This is a genomic window from Chelativorans petroleitrophicus (genome assembly GCF_025398195.1).
GTDB classification, from domain to species: domain Bacteria; phylum Pseudomonadota; class Alphaproteobacteria; order Rhizobiales; family Rhizobiaceae; genus Chelativorans; species Chelativorans petroleitrophicus.
In genome coordinates this window covers 272,143-295,356 of sequence record NZ_JAODNV010000005.1, presented here as the reverse complement: position 1 = coordinate 295,356, position 23,214 = coordinate 272,143, and the positions used below count along the sequence as shown (strand labels likewise).

The 23,214-nt window shown below is 60.2% G+C and carries 15 protein-coding genes; 4 read left to right on the top strand and 11 right to left on the bottom strand.

Annotated elements, in window-relative coordinates:
- The 3 genes from NYR54_RS04760 to NYR54_RS04750 all read right to left on the bottom strand — a co-directional run.
- The coding region (locus NYR54_RS04760) for an ATP-dependent DNA ligase (RefSeq protein ID WP_479877959.1) at positions 1-641 on the bottom strand (641 nt) is incomplete at its 3' end.
- A gap of 204 nt (positions 642-845) precedes the next feature.
- On the bottom strand, positions 846-1,556 hold the full coding sequence (locus NYR54_RS04755) for an SOS response-associated peptidase (protein WP_261514440.1): 711 nt from the start codon (positions 1,554-1,556) through the stop codon (positions 846-848).
- A 58-nt stretch (positions 1,557-1,614) separates the two neighbouring features.
- On the bottom strand, positions 1,615-1,851 hold the full coding sequence (locus NYR54_RS04750) for a hypothetical protein (RefSeq protein WP_261514437.1): 237 nt from the start codon (positions 1,849-1,851) through the stop codon (positions 1,615-1,617).
- Between the two features lie 8 nt (positions 1,852-1,859).
- Here NYR54_RS04750 and NYR54_RS04745 point away from each other — a divergent pair, with 8 nt between their 5' ends.
- From NYR54_RS04745 to NYR54_RS04735, 3 genes are all read left to right on the top strand, one after another.
- Positions 1,860-3,953: an ATP-dependent helicase gene (locus NYR54_RS04745; protein WP_261514434.1), complete on the top strand. Its 2,094-nt coding sequence runs from the start codon at positions 1,860-1,862 to the stop codon at positions 3,951-3,953.
- Positions 3,954-4,655: 702 nt separating this feature from the next.
- Positions 4,656-6,614 carry an AAA family ATPase gene (locus NYR54_RS04740; RefSeq protein WP_261514433.1) on the top strand — a complete coding sequence of 653 codons (1,959 nt, stop codon included), beginning with the start codon at positions 4,656-4,658 and terminating at the stop codon, positions 6,612-6,614.
- A 441-nt stretch (positions 6,615-7,055) separates the two neighbouring features.
- On the top strand, positions 7,056-7,904 hold the full coding sequence (locus NYR54_RS04735) for a DUF3800 domain-containing protein (protein WP_261514424.1): 849 nt from the start codon (positions 7,056-7,058) through the stop codon (positions 7,902-7,904).
- A gap of 726 nt (positions 7,905-8,630) precedes the next feature.
- Here the strand turns inward: NYR54_RS04735 and NYR54_RS04730 are convergent.
- From NYR54_RS04730 to NYR54_RS04695, 8 genes are all read right to left on the bottom strand, one after another.
- Positions 8,631-10,700 carry a DNA cytosine methyltransferase gene (locus NYR54_RS04730; protein WP_261514422.1) on the bottom strand — a complete coding sequence of 690 codons (2,070 nt, stop codon included), beginning with the start codon at positions 10,698-10,700 and terminating at the stop codon, positions 8,631-8,633.
- Positions 10,701-11,043: 343 nt separating this feature from the next.
- Complete coding sequence (locus tag NYR54_RS04725; RefSeq protein WP_261514420.1) at positions 11,044-11,823, bottom strand: metallophosphoesterase family protein; 780 nt, start codon at positions 11,821-11,823, stop codon at positions 11,044-11,046.
- A gap of 155 nt (positions 11,824-11,978) precedes the next feature.
- The gene (locus NYR54_RS04720) at positions 11,979-13,088 is read right to left on the bottom strand and encodes an SAVED domain-containing protein (RefSeq protein ID WP_261514418.1); all 1,110 of its coding nucleotides are present in this window, start codon (positions 13,086-13,088) and stop codon (positions 11,979-11,981) included.
- Between the two features lie 21 nt (positions 13,089-13,109).
- On the bottom strand, positions 13,110-13,565 hold the full coding sequence (locus tag NYR54_RS04715; protein WP_261514416.1) for a M67 family metallopeptidase: 456 nt from the start codon (positions 13,563-13,565) through the stop codon (positions 13,110-13,112).
- The gene (locus tag NYR54_RS04710) at positions 13,543-15,306 is read right to left on the bottom strand and encodes a ThiF family adenylyltransferase (protein ID WP_261514414.1); all 1,764 of its coding nucleotides are present in this window, start codon (positions 15,304-15,306) and stop codon (positions 13,543-13,545) included. The genes NYR54_RS04715 and NYR54_RS04710 overlap by 23 nt, the downstream gene beginning before the upstream one ends.
- The gene (locus tag NYR54_RS04705; protein ID WP_261514413.1) at positions 15,303-16,526 is read right to left on the bottom strand and encodes a nucleotidyltransferase domain-containing protein; all 1,224 of its coding nucleotides are present in this window, start codon (positions 16,524-16,526) and stop codon (positions 15,303-15,305) included. The genes NYR54_RS04710 and NYR54_RS04705 overlap by 4 nt, the downstream gene beginning before the upstream one ends.
- A gap of 173 nt (positions 16,527-16,699) precedes the next feature.
- Positions 16,700-20,491 (bottom strand): vitamin B12-dependent ribonucleotide reductase, encoded by a 3,792-nt coding sequence (locus NYR54_RS04700; RefSeq protein WP_261514408.1) that lies wholly within the window; start codon positions 20,489-20,491, stop codon positions 16,700-16,702.
- 661 nt (positions 20,492-21,152) lie between these two features.
- Entirely contained in the window at positions 21,153-22,340 is a 1,188-nt protein-coding gene (locus NYR54_RS04695) for a pyridoxal phosphate-dependent aminotransferase (protein WP_261514404.1), read from the bottom strand.
- Between the two features lie 194 nt (positions 22,341-22,534).
- On the opposite strand from NYR54_RS04695, the gene NYR54_RS04690 reads away from it, so the two are divergent.
- Positions 22,535-23,092 carry an EF-hand domain-containing protein gene (locus tag NYR54_RS04690; RefSeq protein ID WP_261514403.1) on the top strand — a complete coding sequence of 186 codons (558 nt, stop codon included), beginning with the start codon at positions 22,535-22,537 and terminating at the stop codon, positions 23,090-23,092.
- Positions 23,093-23,214: the final 122 nt, after the last annotated feature.

The following is a 23,214-nucleotide window of genomic DNA, read 5'->3' as shown; positions in this document are numbered from 1 at the left end:
TAGCCAATGGCGATGAACTCGTCGCTCATGACGCATTTCGTCTTCACCCATTCCATGCGCCGGCCCGAGCGATAGGGACTGTCCCGAAGCTTCGACACGATCCCCTCCAGGCCAAGCCTGCAGGCATGGGTCATCAATTGGTCGGGATCGCCCTCGATCTCCTCGCTGAACAGGATCCCTTCGGGCATGGCCTCGCCGAGCAGGCCGATCAACAAAGCCCTGCGCTCCTCCAGTGGCTTCTGCCTAAGATCCTCGCCATCGAGCCGCAGCAGGTCGAACGCGACAAACGTGATGTCGTGCGCGCGTCCGCCGCGGCCAAGAGCCTGTTGGATCGCCGCGAAGCGGGAAAGCCCTTTGTCATCGCTGACGATCGCTTCTCCGTCTATGACGGCTTCCGTTGCATTGAGTTTCGAGACCGCCTTCCTGATCGTAGGGAAACGCTCGGTCCAGTCGAACAGGTTGCGGGTCACGATCCGGACCTGATCGTGGTCAAGATAGACGCCTATGCGGTAGCCGTCCCACTTGATCTCATGCAGCCAGCGCCTGCCTTGGGGTACGTTCCTGACGAGGGTCGGCAGGAGGGGAGCGATTACGCCCTGGGCGGGACTGGGGTTAGCCCTCGACTTCTGCCACTTCACCATGACGCGCGCCGTAACCGACCACAGACCCGACTAAATTGGCGTGCACGGGATTCGTTCCTCAGGCTTCCGGCCAGATAGCAGGAACTATGCCCGCTGCGTCGTGTTGCGCGGTGTTCCGAGGGGGTTGCGCTGCCCAAGGCATGAATCCATGCCCGTGTTATCCCTGACTGCCCTATGCCACTGCCCGAAAGCTTTCGTTACTCGTCAGAACAGGCTTGGTTGATTGGTGGGCGTGGAATTCGCCGGAAGTTCTGATGCAGGGTCCGGCGGTGCGTCGACAATCGTCAGGAGATGATCGGGGAGGGGACGCTGCAGGGCCTTCGCCTCGTCCCACGGCGCGTCCAGCCAGATGTCGATCTCTTCCGCTGTCGTGAGCAAGACAGGCATCGCCCGGTGGATCGGCGCGACGACGCCGTTCGGCTCGGTCGTAAGGAAGGCGTACAGCTCGTGCTCTGCCGGATCCTCGCGTGCCATCCTCTTGCCGTGCCAGGACGTACGCATGCCGGCAAAGAAGAAGAGCGGCTTTTCGTCACTTAGAGCAAACCAGGCGTCCGGAGTTCTCTGTCCTTCGACCTTCGCGGCCGGGTTTGGCTCGGCAAAGCTCGTGGCCGGAACCAGGCACCTGCTTTCCGGCCCAAGCCATCGCCGCCAATGCGGCGAGGCCGTGTTGCGGATGTTGGTGACGCCGTAGTCATAGGCCTTGCCGTTCAATGCCTTGGGCGGGGAGGGCATGCCCCAGCGAGCGCGCACAAGCTTATGCTCTCCATCGGCGACACGGATGATCGGGGCGTATCGATTGGGATACGCCATGATGGAAGGCTCATTGAAGCCAGCCTCATCGCGAAGATCGCTGAGCCGAAGCGAGAACTGGCGCATGGCCTCATGCGTCGTGGTGACATTGTACAGGTTACACATGAGGCAAAGATGGCAAGGCGCTGCTGCCAAGACAAGTGGCCTGATCACAGCTGCCGGCTTAGCCGAACTGCTTTACGGAGGGCAGGATACGGTCCTGCTCGTCGTGAAGGTGGGCCAGGAAGTGAGTTGACCAAGCCATCGAGCTGGTCTTGCCCGAACCCGCCGAGTGCTGGATGAGACACTTCGCCCCCGCATCTTCCTGCAGGATGACGACTGTCGCACCCTCCGCGCCGATAGCAAATCGAGAGCTTTTCGCAACATCGCGGATTGCGAACGAAACGGAAACAGGGTTCATTCCGGCGCATGACCCTGACCGTTCGCGATTCGCTCGATCAGCCAACATTCGAGCATGATTATCTCGCCTCCCTGAATGCGGAGCAACGCGCCGCTGTCGAGCATGGAGGGGGCAAGGTTGCAGGGCCGCTGCTCGTCATTGCTGGTGCGGGATCAGGCAAGACCAACACCCTGGCGCACCGCGTTGCGCATCTGATCGTCAATGGCGCCGATCCCAGACGAATCCTTTTGATGACGTTCTCGCGCCGGGCGGCGTCGGAGATGACGAAGCGCGTCGAAAGGATTGCCGCGCGCGTCATGGGCGACAAGGCAGCGACGCTGACGAAAGGATTGACCTGGGCCGGAACCTTCCACGCGATCGGGGCGCGGCTTCTGCGCGACTATGCCCTTAAGATCGGACTTGATCCCGCCTTTACCATTCACGACCGTGAGGATTCCGCTGATCTGATGAACCTTGTCCGGCACGAGCTCGGTCTGTCGAAGACGGAGAGCCGCTTTCCCGCCAAGGGCACCTGCCTCGCCATCTACTCCCGGGTCGTCAATGCGCAGTCTGACCTTAAGACCGTGCTCGCAAAGAGCTTCCCCTGGTGCATTGGCTGGACGGCCGAGCTGAAGGAGCTGTTCGCCGCCTATGTGGACGCCAAGCAGGCGCAGAACGTACTGGACTATGACGACCTCCTGCTGTGGTGGGCGCAGATGTGTGCGGAGCCTGCAATCGCCGAACATCTGAGCGGCCGCTTCGATCACATCCTGGTCGACGAATACCAGGACACCAATCGCCTGCAGGAATCGATCCTGCTGGCTCTCAAGCCTGACGGCACGGGCCTGACGGTGGTGGGAGACGACGCCCAGTCGATCTATTCCTTCAGGGCTGCAGAGGTCCGGAACATACTCGACTTCCCGATCCGTTTTCCCGAGCCGGCGCGCGTGGTCACGCTCGAGCGCAACTACCGCTCCACCGACGCGATCCTGAATGCTGCAAACGCCGTGATCGCCGAAGCTGCGGAGCGCTTCACGAAGAACCTGTGGACGGAAAGACGCTCGGCTGAGAAACCGCTGCTCGTGACGGTCCGGGATGAGGCCGAACAGGCCAGCTATGTTGCGGAACATGTGCTTGAGGCGCGGGAGGAAGGATTCGCGCTGAAACAGCAAGCGGTGCTGTTTCGGGCCTCGCACCACTCCGGGCCGCTGGAAGTCGAGCTTACCCGCCGCAATATCCCCTTCGTCAAGTTCGGCGGCTTGAAGTTCCTGGACTCTGCGCATGTGAAGGACGTTCTCGCTGTTCTAAGGTTTGCGGAGAACCCCAAGGACCGTGTGGCCGGCTTCCGGGTGATGCAGCTGCTCCCAGGAATAGGACCGTCTGCCGCCGCTTCTGCCATGGAAGCGATGGAGCGTGCGCTCGATCCTGTGCTTGGGCTGCAGTTCTTCCGCGCTCCGGCGAGGGCCGAAGCGGACTGGCCAGGATTCGTCGAGCTGTTCTCCAGCCTCAGATCGCGCTCCGGCTGGCCGTCCGATCTGGAACATGTACGCCTGTGGTACGAGCCGCATCTGGAGCGCATCCACGAGGACGCCACCACGCGCCGGGCCGACCTCCTGCAGCTCGAGCAGATCGCAGCCGGGTATCCCTCGCGGGAACGCTTTCTCACCGACCTGACCCTGGATCCTCCTGAGGCCACCAGCGATAAGGCAGGCCCGCCGCATCGCGACGAGGACTACCTGATCCTCAGCACCATCCACTCAGCCAAGGGCCAGGAATGGACCAAGGTCTTCGTGCTGAATGCGGTGGATGGCTGCATCCCAAGCGATCTTGCAGTCGGCGAGCGGGAGGAAATCGAGGAAGAACGGCGGCTCCTCTATGTGGCGATGACGCGGGCCAAGGACAGCCTGCATCTGATCACACCGCAGCGCTTCTTCGTTCACGGTCAGGCGGCGAGGGGAGACCAGCATGTCTATGCCTCGCGCACCCGCTTTATCACGGACGCCATGCTGGAGCTGTTTTCACAGATCTTCTGGCCGCCTCCGATGGCAGATCATGGCGGGCAGCCGCCACACCCGACCGTTCGCGTGGATCTGAAAGCACGTATGCGCAGCATGTGGCGGTAGCGGGAGGGTCATCGGCCGTCAAGGTGATCTTCGGCGACCTTCTTGCTGTTCCCCCGTTGAAAAAGATGATGTTACCTTCGGCCTCGGTATTGGCACTTTCTCTCTATGACGCTCTGAATTGGTCATGGGGCAATGAGTGCAGAAGCTCAGTGAGGTTTGCGGACGGCGTAGCCCCGCAGTGAGTACCTAGACCAAAGGAAGCATTGAGTGCACGATCCAGGTCGTCAGCAATCTGGCGACATCTTTCCCGGTCGTCTTCGGTGGCGTTCTTCCAGCACTTGCCCGTCTCGGCTTTACAGATCAGGCGCAACAGTGCATCGTCTGGTGTCATCTCTCTGTCCCCCGCTACGTTTGCGTACAACACTGGCAAGACACCCGGCCAAACTCAAGCCCTGTTTCACGAGGCTCGTCATTTGACAAAGATCAATTTGTTCGCTATACGTTCGCGCCCATGAACACGACCGTGCACCTCGATCTCATACGATAACCATACGCTCAATCGCTTTTTGTGGCGGTATAGAACGCGTGCGTATGACTGAGGGTAGCGCAGTGACACATCCCTTCTACATTCAATCGACACCGAAGAAATTGCCGGACGGGCCGCTCATATGCACGGCCGCTCGCGCCTGACGGCGCATCTCTAGCCAGTTTCCCTATCGTAAACGCCGCTTTCAAAGGCCGCGGCCCACTAGGTGTCGAACGATGATCCGCTACCGGAGAGTGGACGGTTCCAGCTATGACCGTCAGCTCGGTTTCCGCAACCAGGTTCGGGAATCTTTTCCCCGCTTCCTTACTTATTGCGCAATCATGAGGGCCTGCCGCGCAATCCCGCAGGTCAGACTGCTGAAGCCTGTCGTCGTCGGTCTTATTCTGCCGGAAGGGGCTGACATGGATCTCTATGAGGAAGGCGCTCGCTATGCGGCCCACGGCCCCGCGATCCTTCATGGTGGCTCCAACCACACAGAAGTATTCCGGAGGAAAAAGGGCCGCGAGAGCAAGTTCGAGGATGCCGAGCTGGCAAAGTCCCTGTCCAAGAAGCGGCGGGTGTTCCTTCTCGCCGAAAGCGCCAATTCAGTGCCAGGCAGCTTTGATCTCGCAGCCGACGCCGTGGTGGAGGTCGGGCCTGTGCTGCCAAAAGACGTGATCGTCGGGGCCAAGCTGTGCCTCAAGCTGACCGTCACGCCCGAACAGGCGGAGTTCATTGCCACGGTTCCGCTGTCCGTTGTCGTCTCGGCGTTGCGCCGAGGGCGGCCTGTCTCGGTTGCGATCGACCTGATGAAGAGGGCCATCGCCCCCAAGATGAGGGAAGTGCCCGGACCGACGCTTGATGACCTGCACGGACTCGGGGAGGCAGGCGAATGGGGTCGCGAGCTGGCGATGGACCTCGCGGACTGGCAGGCTGGAAAGATCGGCTGGGCAGACGTCGACCGCGGCATCCTGCTGAGCGGTCCTCCTGGCACGGGCAAGACGACCTTCGCCGGGGCGCTAGCGCGATCCTGCGGGGTCCACCTTGTTCTCGGTTCGATCGCGCGCTGGCAGGCCAAAGGTCACCTAGGCGACATGCTGGGGGCGATGCGAGCGGCCTTCGACGAGGCGCGTCGGAACGCGCCGTCCATCATCTTTCTGGATGAAATCGACGCGGTCGGCGACCGGGAGCGCTTCAGCGATAACAATGCCCAATACTGTACCGAGGTCGTCGCCGCACTGCTCGAGTGCATCGATGGAGCCGAGGGACGGGAAGGCGTCGTTGTGGTGGGAGCTTGTAACAACCCCGACCGTCTCGATGCGGCGCTCGTTCGCGCAGGAAGGCTCGACCGTCATGTGCGCATTCCGCTTCCGGATGCGAAAGGCCGGGAGGGGATCCTGCGGTGGCATTTGCAAGGGTCGCTTCCCGGCGCCGATCTTTCCGAGATCGCTGCACGGACCGAAGGATGGAGCGGTGCCGCGCTCGAACAAATCGTCCGGCAGGCAAGGCGGAAGGCACGGCGGGCGCGCCGCGCCTTGTCGCTGGATGACCTCCTGTCAGAGCTCCCTCCTTTAGTACCGCTGCCGGAGGCACTACGCCGGAGAATGGCGATCCACGAGGCCGGGCATGCGGTCGTCGGCCTGGCGGTTGATGCAGGCGAGATCATTTCCGTCTCGATCTCCTCGACGGCTCTCCCAAGCGAAGCCGAGCAGGATGGGGGAGGGGTTCTCTTCCGGACTTCTGCTTTTCGCGAGCGCACCCGGGCCCAGATCCTCGACGAAATGGCAGCGAGGCTCGGTGGCTTAGCCGCCGAGGAGGTTTTTCTCGGGGATCGGTCGGCAGGCGCGGGAGGCTCGAAGGGATCCGACCTCTACAGCGCGACAGCCTTGGCGCTTGCCTCCGAGGCGTCATACGGCTTTGGGGAGAGCTTCGCCTACTTGTCGTCCAGCAACGAGGATGAGCTCTTCGCGATACTCCGTTTCAACCACTACCTGCAGGCACGAGTCGACAAGGTTTTGGGTCGACAGTTCGCACGGGCGAAGAAGATCATCGAAAGCCATCGTCATGAGGTCGAATGTGTCGCTGAGGCTCTTCTCGCGAAGGGCAGCCTTACAGGTGAGAAGCTGCGAGACCTGGTGGCCGAGCAGCCACGGCTGAGGCTGGTGGATGACTGTGCCGACAAACGGGCGAGTTAGTGCCGCCTAGGAAGGTCCTCCGGTCCGAGCGGGTCGCCAGGCGTTGGCATGGCTCCCTTGTGCAGTACTCGCCCCTCCACGGAAGGGTTCACCGACAGGACCGTGGCATCTATCGTGTTGGCATCAAAGGTCGTGGCGTTTGCCAACAAGACGTTCATGGGGGCCGCCACGAGATTTCGGGATGAGTTAGGGGCCGCCGTAGTGCTCATCAGACGCTGGACCGCACGATCGCGACGTGAAGGCGTGCGTCGATCCTCGATCCGGATGACAACGCTCCTGGGCAGATCCGGACGAATGAACGCGTTGGCCCGACGGTGATGCAGGGCTGGGTAGCCTAAGTGGTTAGAAAGTGGTTTAGATGATCGCCATTGCAGCCGACCGTCTTTTCACATTTGATTGGGCGGCCGACGGGCAATTTCAAGCGTAGGTTCTGGACTTGGAATGAAACCGCTCCTTCATCTCTACATCGACGAATCAGGAAGCCGCCGTCCAGACAGGAAACCGAATGAGCAACCGCCAAAGCACGACTTCTTTGCGATGGGCGGGCTGGTCGTCAATGAAGAGAACGAGGAAGACGTGATGGCGGCTCACGCCGCATTCTGCGCGCGATGGGATATCGATTACCCGCTACATTCCGTTGACATCAGGCATTCAGCCGGCAACTTCAAATGGCTGTACGAACGCACCCCTGAGCAAAGGCAGGAATTCTATGCCGATCTGCATGCGACGATTGCGAGCCTCCCTGTCTTGGGAATCGCATGCGTCATTGATCGCCCCGGCTACAACAAGCGTTATGCTGCCCTCCACGAAGGAAATCGATGGAAGCTGTGCAAGACGGCGTTTGCCATCTGCCTTGAACGATCAGCGCGTTTGGCTATCGCTCGAGACCGAAAACTCAAGGTCTTTGCGGAAGCCTGTGGGCCCAAAGAGGACCGGGCCCTGAAATCCTACTTTGCCGCGTTGAGGCAGGAGGGGATGCCCTTCAACCCCTCGACATCTGCCAAGTATGCTCCCATGACTGCAGAGGATTTGAAGGGCACGCTGTACGATCTCAAGTTCAAAACCAAGAAGTCGCCCTTGTCACAGCTGGCTGACCTCCTGTTGTTTCCGATGGCCGTCGGTGGGTACAATCCCGAGTACAAAGCCTACAGTCTCCTTGTCCGCGATAAGAAGCTCGTGGATTGCCATTTGACGGCCGAAGACCTGCCAAGGTGCGGTATCAAGTACAGTTGCTTTGATGCTCAGGAGAGGCTTGCCGAGGATACCGAGAACAAATTGCAGTTGGCCTGAACCAAGGCGATGCAGTTTGCAGCATCTATTGAAATTGCCGCCGGACTGCGTTAGATAGGGTGGCAGGGCAGAGCCCGTGGGGTCTCCGAATGAGGCCGACCTAATGCTCCAAGCTCCGGCTTCGGGGCATTAGTTGTTTCTGGAACCAAGCTTCTAAGTTGGGATTTCGCCTTCCAGGCCGCGTACCAGAACCCGTCGTGAGCGATCCAGCGAAGATTCGCGGCGAGCACCTCCCCGCAGCCGCCGCCTGCTGCCAGGTGACCGCGGCCGCGAGCGGAGATGCCGCCTGCCTGACGTTTATGGGTGCGACGAGCGGCCGTCCACCGCTCCGTAGGCCTCGCGCAGACCATTTCCGATGGGAACCTGACGACGATGAAGGCCCTACAGGATCGAATTCCTCATCCTATGCGAGGACGACGGCGCTGCCGACTACCTCAATAGCTACTGACCGAGGCAGTCGAGGCAGGGGATGCGGTGAAAGTCTATATGCCCCCTTTCGTCGTGACAATGCGCGTCACGAGCGCCAACACGACGACGCTGGCCGATGTCGAGGGCCACGTGAGCCTCTCGATCTTCGATCACTTCATTAGACTAGCCTTGAAGCACCCGCTGGACCGCCAGGGGCGCGTCATGATAATCACTCATCCAACTCGTAGCGAAATGAGCTCCCTGACTCCACCGCTGTTAGTCTAACAGCGGTGGAGCAATGCGAACGCCCGCGCAGGCTCACTCAGCATCCCTACGGTAGTCGGCCAGGTCTCGCCTTTGCATCAGCCTGCCCAGTCCAGTTGCCCGTTGCGGCGGTAATTCAGGATTTTGCAGCGCTCGCTCATAATCGAACTCTACGCCGGTAAGAGCGCTGTAGATTGCCAGTCCGACAGCCTGTGCCATAATAGGAGGCAGGGCATTGGCGATCTGTCTTTTTTGAACCTTCTTTTGCTTGTCGGACCTCTCAGAGCCCGCGAATTCCCAATCGTCCGGAAAGCCTTGCAGGCGAGCCCCCATTGCCAGTGTGAACTTGAATGGTTTGTTCACCGGATGCCCGGGAGGAGGGGCCTTGTCCGCCATCCCATTCGGATCAATGCCCATGTCAAGCCAGTCTTTAATCCTGAGGTTGGCTGAAAAGGATTGCCGGCCGCTTCGCTCTGACCCGCCAACGATGGTCGATCCACGGCGATTCGCATAAACGCGGGCCCAGGTTTCAGCCCTTTCCCTTTCCCAGCCATTGGACATGACGATGTCGAGAAGCGCCTCGCCCACCGTCTTCTCCCACGCGGGGAAAACCGGAGGCATCCTGAACTGGATGATGGGAATATCCCTGAAGCCGATGAACGCGACGCGCGGCCTGAGCTGCGGAAGCCCGTAGTCGCTCCCATAAAAGCTGAACACCTGGCTTTCGTAGCCCAGATCGGCGAATTTCGCAAAAAGATCTGCACGATAACCTGTATTGTCCTTCTGCGCGAAACCTTCAACGTTCTCGAAAAAGAAGGCCTTGGGCTGCACCTCTTCGACGACCCGCACCGCTTCCATGAACAGGTCGCGCTCGTCGTGGCGCCCCTCCTTCTTGCCGATCGTAGAATGTGGCTGGCAAGGCACGCCCCCAGCGACGAGGTCCACGACGCCCCGGTAGCGAGTGAAATCGACTTCCCTGATATCGGCGCAGTGAACGGGGCCAAGCCATCGATTCATGTCGAGCGTTTTCGCGGCATAGGGGTTCTTTTCATACAGCCCCAACGCATCGAATCCAGCCGCATGAAGACCAAGAGCCTGCCCCCCAGCGCCAGCGCAAATCTCCAGCGAGGTGAGGCGATGGGGCGGCTTCACAGCCTTGCGCGTCACCGGCCTTGCGGGAACGCGGCGGGGTTTCAGGTCTTCCTTGGAAATCCCGTTGCTGTTGAAGAGCCAGATGATGTCTTCGACATCGCTTGTGTCGAGGTAGGGGTGATATTGTTCATAGGGACAGCCTTCGGAGTCAGTCTCCAAGAGGTTGCCTGCGGCGAACCGTTTCAGGCTGTGATACGCCCGTGATAGACGAACCGCCTCCTCCGTATGCTCATGATAACCGTACTCCTCGGGTGGAGGAAGGGATTCTACGTCGAATGTGCTTTCGAAGCGGACAAGGCATTCCCCCGCTGTCGTGATCAGACGGTCGCGATTGGCACGGAACTCATCCATCCGGTGCCGATCCTCATAGCCGTCATTGTAGAAGTCGATGAGGAACTGGGCGAATCCGATAAAATCCTCGCAGAAGGATTCCAGCCTCCTTTCTGCCCTGCGCTCCGCCGCGGCGTGGAGCGACTTGAGGCGACGGCGTTCCCGCTCGACTGCCGGGTCCTTCGCTTGGTCGGCAAGCCGCCTCTTGATTGCAATAATGTCGCTCGAATGGACGAAGCTGCCGAGCTGAATCCTTTCGATCGCTTCGTCGCGGACAACATCCGGCGCGGAGACAAGCGCCTTGATCACTGCGAACGGGAGGCCGTGCTTCTCCACCAGCCGGCGGTCAATGGCAGCGTTGTCGAACCTAAGATAGGTGTTGAGGTCGCTGCTGTTCAGTCCGCACTCCGCCACTAGAAATGTCTTGAGTTTCGATGCTGGAATGGTCTGACGGGCCTCCTGAATTGCAGCCTCGATCCGAAGGAAGGCATGCGCCATGCGCTTCTTCTGATCCTGTACGCACTTCTTGAGATTGTTCAGTTGATCGTTCAGCTCACTCTCGTGCGGAGCCGATCTTCGCTCGGCAGCGCTAGCAATTGCTTCCGTTTCGTGCGTTTGATCCCCACCGTAAGTGTAGTCCACTGGACTGCCCCCTTTCATTTTGTTTGGGGAGCTCATGGACGTCGACCAATGAGTCCTGAATAAAGGCGTATGCTAAAATTTTATCGGACCGCCATTTTTCAGAGCTGGAGTGTTACTCTCCGTGCACTATTTGAAGCTTGGAGCTGACCTCCCTGGACCTTTCTGACTAAAGCACATGAGCAAACGCTGCGGGCGCTATCGTCGGGCTTGCTTAAGGAGGAACCGCCCGGTCCGGAGGAAAGCGGCGACATCACCCCATACTATACCCCGTCGAAGCCAAGGAGCGTGAACAGTATTTGATTTGCACAGGTCGTGCCGCCGATCTGCGGCGTTCCTGAGAGTGTTAGCCAGCAGTATGACGTTCGACAACAGCAGTTGAGCTGAACACTCCTCCGCTAATGATGCCCGAGGCATTCTGGGCTGCCGTCAGGAACTCAAGATTCTTCTCGTCCGACGAAACCGCCAGGCACGTCAGCCTGCCAGTGGCATAGGCGCCGGTATCGAGCGCGATCCTGTTACTCTTTAGTTCGGCACGACGGCTGGCTGTCACAGTGTGGCCGTGGACGATGACGTGCGAAAGGTCGCCCTCATAGTCCAAGAACCCCGAGCGGATCGTCATTATCTCCTTTGGGTCCTGGTCGCTGATCGGCCTTGAGGGCGAGATGCCGGCGTGCACATATGCGAAGCGTTCGTCTACAATGATCGACGCAGCTTCGCGGAGCGCCGATAGGTGTCGGGTAAAGTTTGCCCGAAAGACGGCCGCAACATCAGCGATGCTGTTCTCGGAGACGAGGCCATAGGATTCAATCGTTGCGTAGCCGCCGAGGCGGAGAAGCCACCGATAAAATCTATCCTCGTCGACTTCGGACGCAGTCATGAACTCGAGGAAATAGGCATCATGATTGCCGCGGATCAGCCGTGAAAGCGGCCATCGATCCAGAGTGTCGCAGACAAGATCAAACGCCTGCCGGCTAAATGGTCCCCGGTCGACGATGTCCCCGAGAAAGAGAACCCGAGGCTCTCTGCCGGATGCCTCTGCCTTCCGGCCGATCGCCTTAAGAAGAGGTACAAGCAAGTCAGCGCGACCGTGGACGTCGCCTATTGCGTAGGTGGTGTACGTCAAGCCAGGAATCCTTTCAGATTCGTGCGTAGGCGCTCGACAGTTGGGCTTTCGTTAAGCAGATTGCCGCGTCCTAACTCGATTTACCCGTCATCCGGCGGGATAATGCATTCGAGGTTGGCGCAATATGACCACTACGCCAGCGGGCGAAGATTGCGTCAGGCAGCAGATACGGGCGGGTCCGAGATGGTAGCGCTTGAAATTCCCCTTACGGGCATCGCAACGGCCCACGGATATGGGGGATGTGACCCCTTCTCGAACTGGTAAACGGAAATCGCTGGCAGATTGCGTTTGTCGTACGAGCGGCCGAAGCGGAATACAACGCTGTTCGGAGCGGCCAAGACGAGATGAATTCGTGTTACGCCCCTCCGGTCCAGCTCGAATGCGGTCTGTAGGAATTGATCAGCCAGATGTCCTTGTTTTCGGTCTGACCAATGGCTGTGAAGGCCGCCACCATCCAAGGTCATGCGGACGATAGGCAGTCCAGGGAATCCCTCCTCCAGGTCGGTCTGTAAGATAGGTTGGGACACGGAAACAGCCAGAACGACTTCAGGTGAGTTGGCGACATCATCTAAGCCAGTCGTGATGAACCTACGTCCGTCATCCTCCTCATTGAGCAGACGCCAGTTCTCTTGTCTCCGGTCCCAGTCGAGGACGAGGACATTATCCTCGTCGTCCACCATCACTCCAGTCAGGAATGTGAACGGAACCGCGGTTAAGCCCCCATAGACCAAGGTCACGTCGCTACGCTCCACACCGGCCGTCAACTGGTCAATCTGAGTTGCAAGTCCTATGATCCGAGTGAGTATCTGTGTCGGTGCTACAATCTTTCCGTCTTCTACCTTCTGCCGGAGATCCAGCAAGAGCGGCTGCCGATGTCCCTTGATCGTTGCGGGCACGGCATCCACTAGAGGTCGACCTGGGCCGTCACGCAGTCCACGTCCCTCGATCACAAGGACGCGCTTCTTCATTTGGATGCGACGGTCATGGGCATAGCGGACGCATTCTAACACGAAGCCTCCTAAAATGAGCACAAGACCGACAATCGCAGCTAAATATACGATCCGTTCCGGGACTCCCTTTCCGCTGTCGAAAGAGAGATTGAGGCGACCTCCTTCAACTGGAAGTGAAAAATCAAAAGCCCAGCCGATTCCGAAGGCAATTACCACCAAGGTAATTCCGGTCCGCATTGCCATCAAACCGGATGATTTCGGTCTGAACAGCCAATCGATTAAGCTTCTCGCGAAATGCTGAAATACCTGCGCCACGTCATTGCCTTGGGTTTTGATTTAGCTTGAGACAGCGACAGGCTGCGGATTCCCATGACGAATGAATACCGTCGCTGAATAGTCGAGGCAGACCATCCATCGTAGCCGCACAATCAGCAACAGTGCAAAATGGATGTCTCGTTCCCCATGGACCAACTCTTCCATCGACTGGACATCCTCCTGGCTCGGGCGAGCAGGGAAGCAGGGATGGGAATGCCACTCGCCGAGATAGTTGAACCGTCCAAATGCATATCCGGTGCGCTCGAAAAATGCCTGCAGTGCCTCACCGTGATGTTCCGGACTTCGCACGAAATGTGCGGCAGTCCCGCTGATGGTATCGACGGAAAAATCGACAATACGGAATCTGCCGGGCTCCAGCTGCTCCCCCATGAGAATCCCCCCGATCTCTCTACGTCCGGCCGTGCGGAGCAGAGCCTTAATCCGGTTCCTCACTTCAAACGGAAGACTGACCTGCATCGCCCACAGTCCGCGGAAACAGATCAGCCAGCAATGATTTCAAACCTTCTTCGTCGAATTCCGCACTGCCCCCGCCCCATCCATCCTCATAGGCCAATTCAATTGGCCATGTGTCGAAAGGTGCCGCGAAAATCCATCCAGTGGAAAGCCCAACCGCGTACGCTGATTGCGGGAACAACGAAGACTCCGGCCGCGCGATGGTATCGATTGCAAGGCGAGCAAGGCTTGCCGCCACCACGGAAACATCACCGTCGTCCGCGATCATCGGTGCCTGCTCGGGGCCGAGAGCGGTGTACGGCCGTTCGGTGACAGCAAAGTCCGTTAGAATACCATGGCTGCTGCACCAGTCGTTGATTTGTCGACGAGCTACTTGCGGTGGAGGTTCGATACCCGGACGGGAGCGTGCGACTATGCCTCCGATCCCGCCCCCAAAGACCTCCGCCCATACCATTGGCTTCTCGCGGCTTCTGGCGACTGCGGCACAAAGGTTGAAGGCGCCTGGATCGGCCGTTGCTTCGACTATGAGATCGCAACAGGAAAGCGCCGACATCACCAGCGATGTCATCTTCGCGCTCTCTTGGCCGCCAAGTTCGATATCAAAGGCAGTAACACTCGCCCCCGGAGCCACTTCTAAGATGCGTTCACGGACAGCGTTGACCTTGTGCACGCCAACTGCTCTCCAATCGAGTTCATTGCGGACCAAGTTTTCAGGGAGCAACAGATCTCCGTCTACCAGCGTAAATGTCGTGATGCCTGATCGACATAGAGAAACCGCCACCTTTGATCCGATCGAACCGCAACCTACGATGCCAACGCGCTTTCCGGCGAGGGCTTCGTTCGCAGCTGGTAGCCGGGGGGCAGGATCAGTCGAAATCGGAACCGTGCAGTACGGGATAGCCAGCCGCTTGTCCTTGTCGCGCGCGAACACCATCAACAAGCGACAGGAATGGTCGTCGACAATTAGCCAATTGGAGGCCTCGTCGTCTTTCTGCAATATGGCCAGACACTCTGGCATACCTAACCTCTGGAACAGTTCGGCGACGGCATCCAAGGAAAGGGGATAAGGAATCGTGGTTCCAGCGGGCAAGCGGATGGCTACCGCTTCGTACTTGGCACCGTCGTTTATCGGCGGCATTTCCGACCATCCCTGACCATCGGGAGCGCCAACCCTTGTCACATATGCTGTCCACGTCTCCGCGTAGCGTTTTTCTGAAAGCTGGGCGGGAACGACCTCAAGCTCTGGAATAGCGGCCAACGCCGCCTTGGCAGGAGGTGTCAATATGAGTCGGCAGCTTGAAGTTCGGATTTCCTGGGCGAACGTCGTTTCGTGTGCGGAGATGACCTCGGGGCGTTCATCTCCTTCGGCTGTAGATGCACCACGCTCACCCGCGATAAGGCGATATGCGCTCTCGACCATCATCGCGCCCGTGACCGAAGCTTCCCAGTTGTCAGGCCTCCATTCGAGGCATAATTCGCCGCCCTCACCATACTGGTGTCCCGAGATGCGGTTACGGTCACGTGGGATCACAAGAGGGGGCGCATCCGGAAAGAAGCTCGGGTATTGGATGGTCAGGGGGAAGACCTCGGAGTCCGATATGATGATCTCGAAGTCCGCCGTCAGGTTGAGCTCGTCATCCAAGCGCCAACGAACGTTCGCGAGCCACGCCGCTCGTCGCTCAAGATCAGCAAGCCATAATCGTTCGTTCGCGGCTCTTCCGCTCTGCGTCACCCACCAGATCATGCAAACCCTTGCGGCTTACTAGGCACCCGGGGCTTGGAAGGGAATGCCAACGGCGCTGCAGGAACAGGTGATGCCGAGCGAAGCAGGGTTGGCCGGCCGATGCCACGCCCATGGCCCATTCGTGCCTCTGCTCGTTCGGCCAGCAAGTGACCTATCCTTGGAGCGAGGGTACTTGCCACGGAACTGTGCGCCGCGAGACGAGCCGCCTGCCAGAAATCGCTCCGAGCCCTTGTCAGCCACTGTTGGAACGCTTCCGCCCGTTCGGGATACTTCTCCCATTTGTCGGCAAAATTCTCAAGCGGATCGGTGGGGTTCCAGATGATGAACTTATTGCCGTCATGTTGGATGAACTGGTCCATCCGAGCGAGGATTGAAACTAGGGCGCGTCCGATTGTTTCCTCGCCACTGTATGCGTGCGCGGCCAACGTCGTGATGATGATTGAAATCGGCCGGAGATCACTCCTGCCGTTAAACATGATGTCCCTATGCCGCTTGAGGATCATGATGGCGGATTGGAGGGGTGTTCTAACTTTGTAATCAGGAATACTTTCGACCGATGCACGACGACTCTCCGCTAGGACGCGGCGTCTCTTCTCGAACGCCCCTGCCATTCGGCCTTTGAACCACTCGGCGTACCCCCGTGGATTTGAGCGTGGCCAGTCCTCGGAGAGAATGGAGTAGTTCCACGTCTCATTGTCGGTGATGGCGATCGCGGTTCCTGCCCATTGGGTATCCAATCCGCGAGCTTCGAGAAGGAGCCTCTGCCCCTTGGCATTGGAAAGCGCCGGCACGATATCCATGTGGAACTGTGCCCCGTCTGCGTACTCCAATGTCCAGCATCTACGTCCAGGCCGGACTGGCTTCGACATGTTCTTCGCAGCCCTATAGGCCTTGATCTCATCGCCAAGGAGATCCTTTAGCTGAGATTGGGTCACGTCGGACTTGGAAAGCTTCTTCAGCTCGCAGACCGAGTCCACGTCATACTGCTCTGCGTCGTTCAGCGGTCGAATGGCCGTGCCGAGGCGAAATGAGCCTTGAACAAAGACATCAGGCCCGAAGTTGCGGACCGTTGATGCCGGACGATGGAACCAAGCTCCGAGCGATTTGTAGCTCTCCACGGCTTGGTCGTAACGGCTTTCGGGAATCTCGAGTTCCTCCGCCAAGGCAGAAAGGTATTCCTCAGCCTGTTGGGTAATCGTGATGTCTGTCACCACGTTCATCTCTTCTCGTCCTCTCCGCGAAATTCACGTTTCGTTCTGCAGAGTACTTTCCGGGCAGTGAGCAGCCCGGAAAGTTGTGTGATCAGGTGAGCGGACTTCGCGTGTCGAATGAGCAGTCTAACTTGACGTTGAGCGAGATTCAGTGACGCGTCAGGGCAGGAGTAACATTAGTATTAGCTGCACCCACTGGTACTTCCGCAGGTGTCGCACTTCTCGCAGGTGCCGTTGCGGACCATGGTGAAGTTCTGGCATTCTGAGCACATGTTGCCCGTATAACCCTGCATGATCGCCTGCTGGCGGCGGTGGGTTTCGACCTTCTTGGCTTCCGCCGCCTCGCTGGCTGCCTCCTCGGTGAAGAGGGCGTTGAGGCCTTCCTCCTCGGCGGCTTCCTGGGCGAGTTCCCGCGCGCGCTCCTCATAGTCGCGGCGGAAGGCCGTGGCTTCCTCCTGAAGGCCCTGGTAGGCGGGCTTCAGCGCCGTCACGGTCGCGCCCGAGGAGATGGCGCGCACATTGGAGCCGCCCACGGCGGCCGCCGGCTGGGCGCGGGCAGGGGAGGGCGAAGCAGCCTCGCCCCTGGGCTCGTTGCCGCTCACGATCTTGAAGGGGGGCGTGGCGCCGCGCGTCAGCCCCTTGGAGAAGGGAATGGCCTTGCCCTCGTTGATGCCGCGGCCGAGCGCCGTCTTGTCGAAGTCCGACATGTCCACATGAGCGAGGTCCGTGCGGCCGAGATAGGAGACCGCAAGTTCGCGGAAGACATAGTCGAGGATCGAGGTGGCGTTCTTGATCGCGTCGTTGCCCTGCACGATGCCGGCCGGCTCGAACTTCACGAAGGTGAAGGCATCGACAAATTCCTCAAGCGGCACGCCATATTGCAAGCCGATCGAGATGGCGATGGCGAAATTGTTCATCATGGCGCGGAAGGCAGCACCTTCCTTGTGCATGTCGATGAAAATCTCGCCGAGGCGCCCGTCGTCGAACTCGCCGGTGCGCAAGTAAACCTTGTGCCCGCCGACCACCGCCTTTTGCGTATATCCCTTGCGGCGGTTGGGCAGCCTCTCGCGCTCGCGCACGACGCGCTCCACCACCCGCTCGACGATCTTCTCGGTGACCTCCGTGGCGCGCGCCGCCGCGGGCTGGGCGAGGAGGGCCTCGGTTGCCTCCTCCTCGTCCTCACCGTCATCGGCGATGAGCGAGGCGTTGAGCGGCTGGGAGAGCTTGGAGCCGTCGCGGTAGAGCGCGTTGGCCTTGAGCCCCAGCTTCCAGGAGAGCATGTAGGCGTTCTTGCAGTCCTCGACTGTCGCCTCGTTCGGCATGTTGATGGTCTTGGAGATGGCACCCGAAATGAAGGGCTGGGCGGCGGCCATCATGCGGATATGGGATTCCACCGAAAGATAGCGCTTGCCGATCTTGCCGCAGGGATTGGCGCAGTCGAAAACGGGCAGGTGCTCTTCCTTCAGGTGCGGCGCGCCCTCAAGCGTCATGGCACCGCAGATGTGGATGTTGGCGGCTTCGATGTCCTTCTTCGAGAAGCCGAGCGCGGGAAGCAGCTCGAAGGAGAAGTCGGAAAGCTGCTCATCGGTGAAGCCGAAGGTTTCCTTGAGCCAGTCCGCACCCAGCGTCCACTGGTTGAAGGCGAACTTGATGTCGAAGGCCGTCTTCAGCGCGGCGTTAAGCGCGGCGATCTTCTCATCCGTGAAGCCCTTGGCCTTAAGGGTGACCGGGTTGATGCCAGGCGCCTGGTCGAGATTGCCATGGCCAACGGCATAGGCCTCGATCTCGGCGATCTGGGCTTCCGTGTAGCCGAGCGTGCGCAGCGCCTCGGGCACGGCGCGGTTGATGATCTTGAAATAGCCGCCGCCGGCGAGCTTCTTGAACTTCACCAGGGCGAAGTCGGGCTCGATGCCGGTCGTATCGCAATCCATGACGAGGCCGATCGTGCCGGTGGGCGCGATCACGGTGGCCTGCGCGTTGCGGTAGCCGTGCTTCTGCCCGAGCTCCAGCGCGCGATCCCAGGCAGCGCGCGCGTGCTCGACGAGCGCCGGGTCCGGGCAGTCTTCGGCCTTGAGCGGCACCGGGTTGATTGAAAGCTTCTCGTAGCCCTCCGTCTCGCCATAGGCCGCGCGGCGGTGGTTGCGGATGACGCGCAGCATATGCTCCGCATTCCGCTCATAGTCCGCGAAGGCGCCGAGCTCGGCAGCCATCTCGGCCGAGGTGGCGTAGGCCACACCCGTCATGATGGCGGTCAGGGCCGCGCAGATCGCCCGGCCCTCGTCCGAATCGTAAGGAATGCCGGAGGTCATGAGCAGGCCGCCGATATTGGCGTAGCCCAGACCGAGCGTGCGGTACTCGTAGGAGAGCTTCGCGATCTCCTTCGAGGGGAACTGCGCCATCATGACCGAGATTTCGAGCACGATGGTCCAGAGGCGGACGGAGTGCTCATAGGCCTCGATGTCGAATCTGCCGTCCCTGCCGCGATAGGCAAGCAGGTTGAGCGAAGCGAGATTGCAGGCCGTGTCGTCCAAGAACATGTATTCCGAGCATGGATTGGAGGCGCGGATCGGGCCTGCGGCCGGGCAGGTGTGCCAGTCGTTCATCGTGGTGTTGAAGTGCAGGCCCGGATCGGCCGACGCCCAGGCGGCGTAGCCGATCTTCTCCCAGAGATCCCGGGCTTTCAGCGTCTTGGCCGGCTTGCCGTCCGTGCGGCGGATGAGCGTCCAGTCGCCGTCATTCTCGACGGCGCGCAAGAAATCGTCCTTCACGGACACGGAATTATTGGAGTTCTGGCCGGAGACGGTGAGATAGGCCTCCGAATCCCAGTCCGTATCGTAGGTCCTGAAGTCGATCGACGTGTAGCCCTGGCGCGCAAACTGGATGACACGCTTGATGTAGTTTTCTGGAACCGCGTTCTTCTTCGCGGCCTTGATCTCGCGCTTCAGCGCCGGGTTCTTGGCCGGGTCGAAGCAGTCGTCGCCGTTGCCCTCGCAGTTGATGCAGGCCTTCATGATCGCGTCGAGGTGCTTCTTCACGATCTTGGAGCCGGTGACGAGGGAGGCGACCTTCTGCTCCTCGGTCACCTTCCAGTCGATGAATTCCTCGATGTCGGGATGGTCCACATCGACGATTACCATCTTGGCGGCGCGCCGGGTGGTGCCGCCCGACTTGATGGCGCCGGCCGCGCGGTCGCCGATCTTGAGGAAGCTCATGAGGCCGGACGACTTGCCGCCGCCTGAAAGCTTCTCGCCCTCTCCGCGCAGCGCGGAGAAGTTGGAGCCGGTGCCCGAGCCGTACTTGAAGAGGCGCGCTTCGCGCACCCACAGGTCCATGATGCCGCCCTCGTTGACGAGGTCGTCGGCGACAGACTGGATGAAGCAGGCGTGCGGCTGCGGATGCTCGTAGGCCGACTTGGACTTGGTGAGCTTACCGGTGAAGGGATCCACGTAATAGTGGCCCTGACCCGGGCCATCGATACCGTAGGCCCAGTGGAGGCCGGTGTTGAACCATTGTGGCGAATTGGGCGCGGCGCGCTGGGTGGCGAGCATGTAGCAAAGCTCGTCCATGAAGGCCTGCGCGTCAGCCTCCGTGTCGAAATAGCCGCCCTTCCAGCCCCAATAGGTCCAGGTGCCGGCAAGCCGGTTGAAGACCTGACGCGCGTCGGTCTCAGAACCGTAGCGCTGATCCTCGGGCAGTTCGGCCAGCGCCTCCTCGTCGGCGACCGAGCGCCAGAGGAAGGAGGGAACGCCGTTCTCCTCGACCTTCTTCAGGCGCGCGGGCACACCGGCCTTGCGGAAATATTTCTGCGCCAGGATGTCGCTTGCGACCTGGGAGAACTGCGCCGGCACGTCAATATTTTCGAGCCGGAAGACCACAGAGCCATCCGGGTTCCTGATCTCGCTTACGGCCTTGCGGAACGGGATCTCCGCGTAAGGGGACTGGCCTTCCTTCGTGAACCGGCGTTCGATGCGCATCTTCGTTCCTCTTCGATCCCAAATATAGCGTCCATCGCGCGGCAATGCTCGTCACAATCGAACGATGGCCCCGCTCTGCCCACAACCACGCGCCATGCCGGCGCAGAGGCTCTGCTCATCCGGTTCCTCTCCCACGCCACGCGGCCCTGCCCTGAGTTGCGGCAAGGGCCGGGAGAGCCGGCTGAACCACAATGACGCGACGCTTCTTGCGATTTCTCCGATGGAGAGTCACATCATTTGGTGGCGAGCGTGGCGGCAAATACTAAATATAGCATTAACCAGATGCTTATGCCACACCTACCATACCGAACCAAAGCGCCCCCGCCGCCAATCCAAACAGACAACACAAGGCCGCCGCCCGTGGCGGCAACGGGCGGGAGCGCGAACGCGGTACAGAGTGAAAGACCGGCCGACTTGCGAACTTGCGACCCGCGCCCATGAGCGGGCGCTTAAGAACGTATAAGAGGCGACTCGGCTCGGGGCGTCAAGCCATCGTTTGTGACAAGATGGTGACCGCTATATCTTGTGCGTCGCATATGTGGATATCGGGGATGAGGCAAAGGAGGCGCGCTCGGAATGATCGGACGGGCCCCGGTTTCATCGCCGGAAGACAATGCTTCGAGACGTGCCCGCGCCTTATAGAAGCGGTTCGCCGAGGCGGCTATTCTGCTGCTTTCCTAGACGTACGCCCGGCGATGAAGCGGCCGATTCTGGCTGCCGCCTCGCGTAGGACGGGTTCTTCCTGGCACAGCGAGATGCGCACGTGACCGCCGGCCGCGCCGAAGCTGGTGCCGGGCAGAACCGCGACCTTTTCCGCCTCGAGCAGCTCCCAGGCAAAGGCTTCGCAGTCCGGCTCCACGGCCGAGATGTCGAGCATGACATACATGCCGCCTTCCGATCCGCGCGCCGCCACACCATTGATATGGCGAATCGCGTCTAGGAACGCCCGGCGGCGGTCGCGGTAGCGGGCCGCGATTTCGGCCACGCCATAGGCTTTTTCCACGGCCTCGGCGGCAGCGTGCGAGACGAAGTCCGCCATGCCGTAACTGGAGACAATATTGAGCGACACCAGATGGCGGATAAAGTCGGCGGGCCCCGTCAGCCAGCCGATGCGCCAGCCGGTCATGGCATGGCTCTTGGAAAGCGAGTTGACGACGAGGCTGCGGTCTTTCATCCCGGGCAGGGCGCGCGGGGAGATGTGCTCGCGCGACCCGCGCAACGTCCAGTAGACCTCGTCGGACAGGAGCCACAGGTCATGCCGACGGCAGATGTCGGCGATGGCCTCCACCGTTTCGCGGGAATAGACCGCTCCGGTGGGATTGTTGGGCGAATTGATCAGGATCATCCGCGTTTCGGGCTGAACCGCCGCCGCAATCATCTCCGGGTCCGGCTCGAAGCCGCGCTCGGCGCTGGCTTCGATTTCGGTGAAGCTGGCACCTGCTGCGCGGACGGTTCCCGGATAGGTGGCGTAGTAGGGCGCAATGAGGATGGCGTGGTCGCCCGGATCGAGCGCGCCCTGACAGGCGGCGAATAGCGCGCCCTGTCCGCCCTGGGTGACGATCAGCTCTTCAGGCGTCGTTTCAAGCCGGGTGCAGTCGGTTGAAAGCTTGGCCAGCGCCGCCCGCAACCGGGGAAGGCCGGCAAGCTGGATATAATGATGATGGCCGCGCTCCAGGGCCTGGACACAGGCCGCCACCGTGCCTGCCGGCGTGTCGAAATCATGGTCGCCCACGGAGAGCATCAGAATGTCCTCGCCCGCCTGCTTGCGGGTGAGGGCGGCAAAGTGGACCTCCCAGCCATCCTTGCCGGAGGGCATGATGCCGGTGATGCGCTTGGAGAGTGTGGGCATGGGAACCTGCTTCTTGTTGCTCTTACAATGAGGCGATCCTCCGCCGGATGCCGAATGTCAACCCCTCGGCAAGCAGTGTCCGTGCTGGAGCGGGTTACGAAAATGTAATTCCCCGGAAAGCGCGCCGTAATGTGGCTCGTGGCACAAAGTTGGCCGTTCGCCGTTCGGCATCGGCACAACACGAGGAGTACGCTATGCTTCGCAAGATTTTCATATCCGCGATCGCGCTTTCGCTGGCAGCCGGCACTGCCGCGTTCGCGCAGAGCGAGGGGGGCACGCCTGAATCTACCGAACGCCGTCCTATGGGGATGTTCGACCGGCTGGATGTAGATGGCAACGGCTCCATTGCGGCGGACGAGTTCGGCGGTGAGCGCCTGGAGATGCTGCGGGCGGCAGATGCCGACGGTGACGGCACGCTGAGCGAGGACGAACTGCTCACCTATGTGATGGAGCGCGCTTTCAAGCGCCGGGCAGAACGCGCGGCGCGCTATCTCGACATTGACGGCGACGGCACCGTCACGCTCGCCGAGATCGAAGATCATCAGAACAAGCGTTTCGCCCTGTTCGACCGCAACAATGACGGCGAGGTGAGCCGGGAGGAATTGCAGCGCAGCGGATTTGCGCGGCGGATGATGCATTTTCATGGCGCTCGCGGGGAGGGGCCACGTGCCGCCTTTCGCGCTCATCATAGGAACGGCAGGCATCACGTGAGGGATGCGGCTCCAGCGGGTGAGGCGCCGGCCGAGGAATAGGCTGCTGTTTGCAGGTACAAAATTAACCCGGCCCGGCTGCCTGCCGGGCCGATTTTCATGGATCGTTTCTGTGTTTCACGGACGCACAGACAGGATCCAACCTATTGTCTTTGCGCAATACC